At 74.7% G+C, this 7,800-nt stretch carries 6 protein-coding genes; all 6 read left to right on the plus strand.

Annotation, left to right across the window (positions count from 1 at the left end):
* Positions 1–1,045 (plus strand): molybdopterin-dependent oxidoreductase (locus NH602_RS25445; protein ID WP_253069114.1); only part of this gene is annotated, 1,045 nt, incomplete at its 5' end.
* Positions 1,046–1,556: 511 nt separating this feature from the next.
* Positions 1,557–2,285 (plus strand): redox-sensing transcriptional repressor Rex, encoded by a 729-nt coding sequence (locus tag NH602_RS25450; protein ID WP_062403813.1) that lies wholly within the window; start codon positions 1,557–1,559, stop codon positions 2,283–2,285.
* A 4-nt stretch (positions 2,286–2,289) separates the two neighbouring features.
* Entirely contained in the window at positions 2,290–3,711 is a 1,422-nt protein-coding gene (locus NH602_RS25455) for a glutamyl-tRNA reductase (RefSeq protein WP_253069115.1), read from the plus strand.
* Positions 3,708–4,664, plus strand: a complete 957-nt coding sequence (gene hemC, locus NH602_RS25460) for a hydroxymethylbilane synthase (protein WP_073576568.1) — start codon at positions 3,708–3,710, stop codon at positions 4,662–4,664. Before NH602_RS25455 ends, hemC begins: the two co-directional genes overlap by 4 nt.
* Before the next feature lie 16 nt (positions 4,665–4,680).
* Entirely contained in the window at positions 4,681–6,222 is a 1,542-nt protein-coding gene (locus NH602_RS25465) for a bifunctional uroporphyrinogen-III C-methyltransferase/uroporphyrinogen-III synthase (RefSeq protein WP_073576567.1), read from the plus strand.
* Between the two features lie 81 nt (positions 6,223–6,303).
* Positions 6,304–7,284, plus strand: a complete 981-nt coding sequence (gene hemB, locus NH602_RS25470; protein WP_073576566.1) for a porphobilinogen synthase — start codon at positions 6,304–6,306, stop codon at positions 7,282–7,284.
* The last annotated feature ends 516 nt before the right edge of the window (positions 7,285–7,800 follow it).

Raw genomic sequence — 7,800 nt, forward strand, 5'->3', positions numbered from 1 at the left:
GGTCGCCGCGCCCCTGCTGCCCTCGGGCCGGATCGGGCCCGAACGCGACGCGCTCACCGCCCGGATCCGGACGCTCGCCGCGCAGGGCCGCATCGCGCCCGCCCCGGCGCTGCCTGCCGGGGCGCAGGTGCCGGGCGCGGCCGCGTTCACCACCGCCGTCGACGACTTCTACCGGATCGACACCGCGCTGCGGGTCCCGTCGGTCGACCCGGCGTCGTGGAGCCTGCGGGTGCACGGGCGGGTCGGGCGCGAGCTCACCCTCACCCTCGACGACCTGCTGGCCCGCCCGCTCGTCGAACGCTGGGTGACGATGGCGTGCGTCTCCAACGACGTCGGCGGGGACCTCGTGTCCACCACCCGGTTCACCGGGGTGGAGCTCGCGCCGCTGCTCGCGGCCGCCGCGCCCGACCCGGCGGCGGACCAGGCGCTGTCCACCTCCACCGACGGCTGGACGGCGGGCAGCCCGTCGTCGCTGCTGCTCGACCCCGCCCGCGGTGCGCTGCTCGCGGTCGCGATGGCCGGACCGGACGGCCCGGTCGCGCTGCCGCCCGAGCACGGCTTCCCGGTGCGGATCGTCGTCCCCGGGCTCTACGGCTACGTCTCGGCCACCAAGTGGGTCACCGACATCGAGTTCACCACCTTCGCCGCCCGCGCCGACTACTGGCGCGACCGCGGGTGGGCGCCGCCCGGGCCGATGGAGACCGCCGCGCGGATCGAGTCGCCCGCCTCGTACGCGAGCGTGCCCGCCGGCCGGGTCGTGGTCACCGGCTCCGCCTGGGCGGTGCCCCGGGGGATCCGCCGGGTCGAGGTCGGGGTGCAGGACGGGGGCGCGGCCGGGTCCTGGGTCACCGCGGAGCTCGCGCCGGTGCCGTCCGGCGGGGCCACCTGGCGGCAGTGGCGCGCCGAGCTGGACCTGCCGCCGGGCGGGTACACCCTGGTGTGCCGCGCCACCGACGGCGACGGCGTCGTCCAGACCGCCGAGCGCCGCTCCCCGCTGCCGGGCGCGGCGACCGGCCGGCCGACCCGCACCGTCACGGTGACCTGAACGACGGTCACCTGAGAAGCGGTGACCCGAGGGACCGTGACCTGGGCCTCGTCGCGCCGTCCCGGGCGGAGAGGTGCGTCACGGGTGGTCGCACGGTATGCGTGACGGTGGTGTCGTGGAGAACGACGTGGCACTCGTCGCACGATGAGCGGTTCCTGCCCGTCGATCACCGGTAGTTCCAGGTCAGGGGCCCGGGCCGAGCACGGAGAGGACCAAGATCGCAACTTTGTGCGTGCCTTCACAAGCGGCTACCGTGGGTTCCCGTCGCCGGACCCGGTGGCACGGTGCCTCCGCGGCGCCGGGAACGCCGGGCCTCGTCCGTCCGCAGCCCGACCGGCCCGTCCGGCCGGTGAGCGGGCGTGCCACGAGCGCGCCGGTGACCGGCACCTGCACACCCCCGACCGGAGCACGCCCAGTTTCGATGACCGACCGCCCGCGGATCAAGCCCCCGCGAGCAGGAGCGGGCACCGGGACCCGGCCGCCCGCGACCGACGCCCGAGGAGGACGGCCCGTGACCCTGCCGCCCGAGTCCGGTGCCGCCGCGCCCGACGGCAACGGCGAGCGCCCCGCGCGCCCGGTTCCGGAGGCCACCGTGTCCCGGCTCGCGGTGTACCTGCGGGTGCTCGGCGAGCTGCGCGAGGCCGGCGTCGAGACGGTGTCGTCCGAGGAGCTCGCCGGTGCCTCCGGGGTCAACTCGGCCAAGCTCCGCAAGGACCTGTCCTACCTGGGTTCCTACGGGGTGCGCGGCGTCGGCTACGACGTCACCTCGCTGCAGGGACGGCTGCAGGGCGAGCTGGGCATGGACCACCGGCAGTCGGTCGCGTTGGTCGGCGTCGGCAACCTGGGCCACGCCCTGGCCGGTTACACCGGCTTCGCCGGCCGCGGCTTCCCGGTCAGCACCCTGTTCGACGTCGACGACGACCTCGTCGGCAGCGAGATCAACGGCATCCGGGTGCGGCACGTGCGCGAGATCCCCGAGGTGTGCGCCGGTGGCGGCGTCACCATCGGGATGATCGCGACGCCGGGCCCGGCGGCCCAGAAGGTCTGCGACCTGCTCGTGGCGGCCGGTGTGCAGTCCATCCTCAACTTCGCTCCGGTGCTGCTGACGGTCCCGGACGACGTCGAGGTCCGCAAGGTGGACCTGTCGGTCGAACTGCAGGTCCTCGCGTTCCACGTGGCGCGACGGCACACCGGTGCCGCCGCGGTGACGGACAAGACGAACGAATCGGTGGTGTCGTAGAGCCATGAGCGTCCTCGTGGTCGGCCTGTCGCACCGCAGCGCGCCGGTCGAGGTGCTGGAGCGCCTCTCGGTCGCTCCGGGTGACGTGTCCAAGCTTCTCGAGGAGATGCTCGACCGCACGCACGTCGAGGAGGCGGTCGTCCTCTCCACGTGCAACCGGATCGAGATCTGCGCGGTCGTGGACGCGTTCCACGGCGGCCTCGGCGACGTCACCGACGTCCTCGGCACCCACGCCGGGTTCCCCATCGGCGAGCTGTCCGAGCACCTGTTCGTGCACTATGCGGGCTCCGCGGTCCAGCACCTGTTCGCGCTGGCGGCGGGCCTGGACTCGATGGTGGTCGGCGAGTCGCAGATCCTCGGCCAGCTGCGCGGCGCCTACGCGGCCGCGGACGCCGCGGGCGCCGTCGGCAAGGTCCTGCACGAGCTGGTGCAGCAGGCTCTGCGCGTCGGCAAGCGGGTGCACGCCGGGACCGGCATCGACGAGGCGGGCGCCTCGGTGGTGTCCGAGGCACTGCGCGACGCCGACCGTGAGCTCGGCGGCGTCGGCCTGGGCGGCACCCGCGCCGTGATCGTCGGCGCCGGGGCGATGGGCGCGCTGGCCGCCGCGCACCTGCGTCGTGCCGGGGCAGGCGAGATCGTCGTGCTGAACCGCTCGGCCGAGCGCGGCGAGCGGCTCGTGGAGAAGGTCCTCGAGCACGCCGAGCAGGGCACCAACGCGCGCTACGCGCCGATGGACTCCCTGGCCGACGAACTGCGCGACGCCGACCTGATGCTGGCCTGTACCGGCGCCATCGGGCACGTCGTCGACGTGGCCCCGGTCGCCGAGGCGCTGACCGGCCGCACCTCACCTCTGGTCGTGTGCGACCTGGGCCTGCCGCGTGACGTCGACCCGGCTGTCGGCGAGCTGGCCGGCGTGCGCATGGTCGACCTCATCACCCTGCAGCGTCGGCTGCTCGACACCGCCGACGGCGGCTCCGTCGCCGCGGCCCAGACGATGGTCGACGCCGAGGCCCAGCAGTACCTGGCCGGGCAGCGCTCGGCCGAGGTCACGCCGACGGTCACCGCCCTGCGCCGGCGCGCCTCGGAGGTCGTCGACGCCGAGCTGCTGCGCCTGGACTCCCGGCTGCCCGATCTGGACGGCCACGTCCGCGAGGAGCTCTCGAGGACCGTCCGCCGCGTCGTCGACAAGCTGCTGCACACGCCCACGGTCCAGGTGAAGCGCCTGGCCGAGGGCCCGGACGGGGACAGCTACGCCGCGGCGCTGCGCACCCTGTTCGAGCTCGACCCGCAGGCCGCCGCCGCGGTCGCGGCCCCGGTCCGGGGCTCCGACGCGAGCGTCGACGGCGGCGACGTGACCGCAGCCCTGAACGCCCCGCTCGGCCCCACGCCGTCGATCGGGTCCCGTCCCCCGGAGCAGATCCCGTGAGCGTCCTGAAGATCGGCACGCGGCCGTCGAAGCTGGCGGTCGCGCAGTCCACGACCGTCGCCGACCGGCTGACCGCCGCCGGGCACCCGAGCGAGCTCGTCACCATCTCGACCAGCGGTGACCGGTCGTCGGCGCCGATCCCGCAGATCGGGGTGGGGGTGTTCGTCTCGCAGCTGCGCGACGCGCTGTACGCGGGCGAGATCGACGTCGCGGTGCACTCGTACAAGGACCTCCCGAGCGCACAGCCCGACGGGCTGACGATCGCGGCGATCCCGGAGCGCGAGGACGTCCGCGACGCGCTGGTCACCGGCGGTCGGGTGCTCGGCGAGCTGGGCCGTGGTGCCCGGGTCGGCACCGGGTCCCCGCGCCGGACGGTGCAGCTGCACGCGCTCGGCCAGGGCCTGGAGGTGCTGCCGATCCGCGGGAACGTGGACACCCGGATCGGGAAGGTCCGCTCCGGCGAGCTGGACGCCGTGGTGATCGCGGCGGCCGGGCTGCGCCGGCTGGGCCGGGTCGACGAGGCGGACGAGTTGATCGACCCGCTGCAGATGCTGCCCGCCCCCGCCCAGGGTGCGCTGGCGATCGAGTGCCGCACCGCCGACACCGATCTGGTGTCGGTGCTGGCCGCGGTGCTGGACGACAGCGGCGTGCGCTTCGCCGTCACCGCCGAGCGTGCGGTGCTGGCGGGCCTGGAGGCCGAGTGCACGACCCCCGTCGGGGCGCTCGCCGAGGTCGTCTCCGACCTCGACGACGACGGCCGCGCGGTCGACCGGCTGTCGCTGCGCGGCGCGCTGGGGATCGGGGACATCGCGGGGGGCGACGTGGTGCGCGCCTCCGCCACCGGAGACATGGACGACGCAGAGAAGATCGGGGCCGCGGTCGCCCTCGAACTTCTCGACCTGGGAGCCGAGGACCTGCCCCCCGCAGGTCCCGGTGGTCCCGCCAACCGCTGATTCGGGAGTTTCTTCAATGACAGGACCTGCCAACCCCTCGGGGCGGATCGCCTTCGTGGGCAGCGGACCGGGGGACCCGGCGCTGCTCACCGTGCGCGCCCGGGACGTGCTCGCCGGCTCGCCGCTGGTCATCACCGACCCGGACGTGCCCGAGGGCATCCTCGCCCTGGCCGCCGACGGCGCCGAGGTGCGCCCGGCCGTCGGCCAGCCCGCCGACATCGCGAGCGACCTGCTCACCGAGGCGGGCCAGGGCCGCTCGGTGGCCCGGCTGGTCTCCGGTGACCCCCTGACCAACGACGCCGTCGTCGCCGAGGCGATGGCCGTGTCCGCCTCGGGCACGCCGTTCGACGTCGTCCCCGGCGTCCCGTCCTCGACCGCGGTCCCGGCCTACGCCGGTGTCGCGCTCGGGTCGGCGCACGTCGAGGCCGACGTCCGCGCGGGCGTCGACTGGGCCGCGCTGGCCGCGAGCCCGGGCCCGGTCGTGCTGCACGCGACGAGCGCGCTGCTCGGCGACGTCGCCGCCGGTCTGAGCGCCCAGGGCGTCCCGGACGAGACGCCGGTCGCGATCACCGCGGGCGGCACCACCTCCACCCAGCGGACCATTTCGTCGTCGGTCGGGCGGATCGCCGCCGACGGCGGCGACCTCGAGGGCGCGCTCGTCCTGACCGTCGGCGAGGCCGCCGGTCGTCGCGGCGAGCTGTCCTGGTGGGAGTCGCGCGCGCTCTACGGCTGGCGGGTCCTGGTGCCGCGCACCAAGGACCAGGCCGGCGTGATGAGCGAGCGGCTGCGGATGCACGGCGCCATCCCGGAGGAGGTGCCGACCATCGCCGTCGAGCCGCCCCGGTCGCCCGCGCAGATGGAGCGCTCGGTCAAGGGTCTCGTCGACGGCCGCTACCAGTGGGTCGTGTTCACCTCGACCAACGCGGTCAAGGCCGTCTGGGAGAAGTTCGGTGAGTTCGGCCTCGACGCCCGCGCCTTCTCCGGTGTGAAGATCGCCTGCGTCGGCCGCTCGACCGCGGAGAAGGTCCGCGAGTTCGGTATCGAGCCCGAGCTCGTCCCGGACATCGACGAGTCCCAGTCCTCGACGTCCGAGGGCCTGCTGGACATCTTCCCGCCGCACGACGACGTGCTCGACCCGGTCGACCGGGTGCTGCTCCCGCGCGCCGACATCGCCACCGAGACGCTGTCGGCCGGGCTGCAGGAGCGCGGCTGGGAGGTCGACGACGTGACGGCGTACCGGACCGTCCGGGCCGCCCCGCCGCCCGCGCCGATCCGTGAGGCGATCAAGACCGGCGGCTTCGACGCGGTGTGCTTCACCTCGTCGTCGACGGTGCGGAACCTGGTCGGCATCGCCGGCAAGCCGCACGCCCGGACCCTGGTCGCCTGCATCGGTCCGGCCACCGCGGAGACCGCGCGCGAGTTCGGCCTGCGGGTCGACGTGCAGCCGGAGGAGGCCCGCGTCCCGACCCTGGTCGACGCGCTGGCCAGCCACACCGCGAAGCTGCGCGCCGAGGGCAACCTGCCGCCGCCGAAGAAGGTGAAGGCGCGCCGCCGCTGAGCTGCTCCCGTCGGGCCCCGTACCGCCTCCCGAGGTGGTGCGGGGCCGACCTGTGTCCGGGGCGGTCGTAGCCTGGTCCGCATGGGTTTCCCGGCGCAGCGTCCCCGACGGTTGCGGACCACCCCCGCGATGCGGCGGCTGGTCTCCGAGACCGAGGTCCGTCCGCGGCAGCTGGTGCTGCCGATGTTCGTCCGTGAGGGCGCGACGGAACCGGTCCCGATCGGGTCGATGCCGGGGGTCGTCCAGCACACCCGCGACTCGCTGCGCAAGGCGGTCGCGGAGGCGGCGGCCGCGGGCGTCGGCGGTGTGATGCTGTTCGGGGTCCCCGAGCACCACGACGCGACCGGCTCCGGCGCCGTCGACCCGGACGGGATCCTCAACGTCGGCCTGCGCGACGTGCGCTCCGAGGTCGGCGACGACCTGGTCGTCATGTCCGACCTGTGCCTCGACGAATTCACCGACCACGGGCACTGCGGCGTGCTGGACGCCGACGGCGGCGTCGACAACGACGCGACGCTGGAGATCTACGCCCGGATGGGCGTGGAGCAGGCCCGTGCGGGCGCCCACCTCGTCGGCCCCAGCGGGATGATGGACGGCCAGGTCGGCGTCATCCGCACCGCGCTCGACGAGGCCGGATTCACCGACACCGGCATCCTCGCCTACACCGCCAAGTACGCCTCGGCGTTCTACGGCCCGTTCCGTGAGGCGGTGAACTCGCAGCTCAGGGGCGACCGCAAGACCTACCAGCAGGACGGCGGCAACGCCCGCGAGGCGCTGCGCGAGCTGGCACTCGACCTCGACGAGGGCGCCGACATGGTGATGGTGAAGCCCGCCCTGGCCTACCTGGACATCCTGGCCCGGGTGGCCGACGTCGCCGACGTGCCCGTCGCGGCGTACCAGATCTCCGGTGAGTACGCGATGGTCGAGGCCGCCGTCGCCCGGGGCTGGCTCGAGCGCGAGCGGACCATCATGGAGACGCTGACCTCGATCCGCCGCGCCGGTGCGGACGTGATCCTGACCTACTGGGCCACCGAGGCCGCGACCTGGCTCGACCGGGGCTGACCCCGCCCACCCGGGGCGCGTCGCCGGTCGGATCCGACCGGCGCTGCTCGGCTCGGCCGCCCGGCACCATTCGTGCCGACCGGCCGGCGACCCCCGGGGCCGTCTGTCCGTGAATTCGCTTACCGGGTAAGCGAATTCGCCGCACTCCCTGTGGGGACCTCGACGAGACCCGGGCCCGACGCCGCGTCCCGGTTCCGGTTCCGGTTCCGGTTCCGGTTCCGGTTCCGGAGGAACGGCATCGCAGGGCCGCGGAGGCCGGCCGGTGGTGCCGGATCCCGCCGGGTGGTGCCGGGCGGTCGCTCGGTGAGGGGTGAATCGCGGCGCCGGGTACCGCCGAACGTGGCAAACCGGACACCGGCACGGCTACCGTGGAGGTCGTGAGCAGCAACCCGGGACAGCACGACGCCCCGCAGTACTACCGGCCCGGGCCGTCGACGGGGCGCTACCCGCAGTACCCGCAGAACCCGTACCCCCACGGCTGGCACGGCGGCGCCACACCGCCGCCGGCCCCGCAGC

Source organism: Pseudonocardia sp. McavD-2-B (genome assembly GCF_024124365.1).
Taxonomy (GTDB): Bacteria; Actinomycetota; Actinomycetes; order Mycobacteriales; family Pseudonocardiaceae; genus Pseudonocardia; species Pseudonocardia alni.

Bases quoted from the DNA above. Each gene is read 5' to 3' on its own strand.
- NH602_RS25455 (WP_253069115.1), top strand. From the start codon at position 2,290: ATGAGCGTCCTCGTGGTCGGCCTGTCGCACCGCAGCGCGCCGGTCGAG.
- NH602_RS25465 (WP_073576567.1), top strand. From the start codon at position 4,681: ATGACAGGACCTGCCAACCCCTCGGGGCGGATCGCCTTCGTGGGCAGC.
- hemB (WP_073576566.1), top strand. From the start codon at position 6,304: ATGGGTTTCCCGGCGCAGCGTCCCCGACGGTTGCGGACCACCCCCGCG.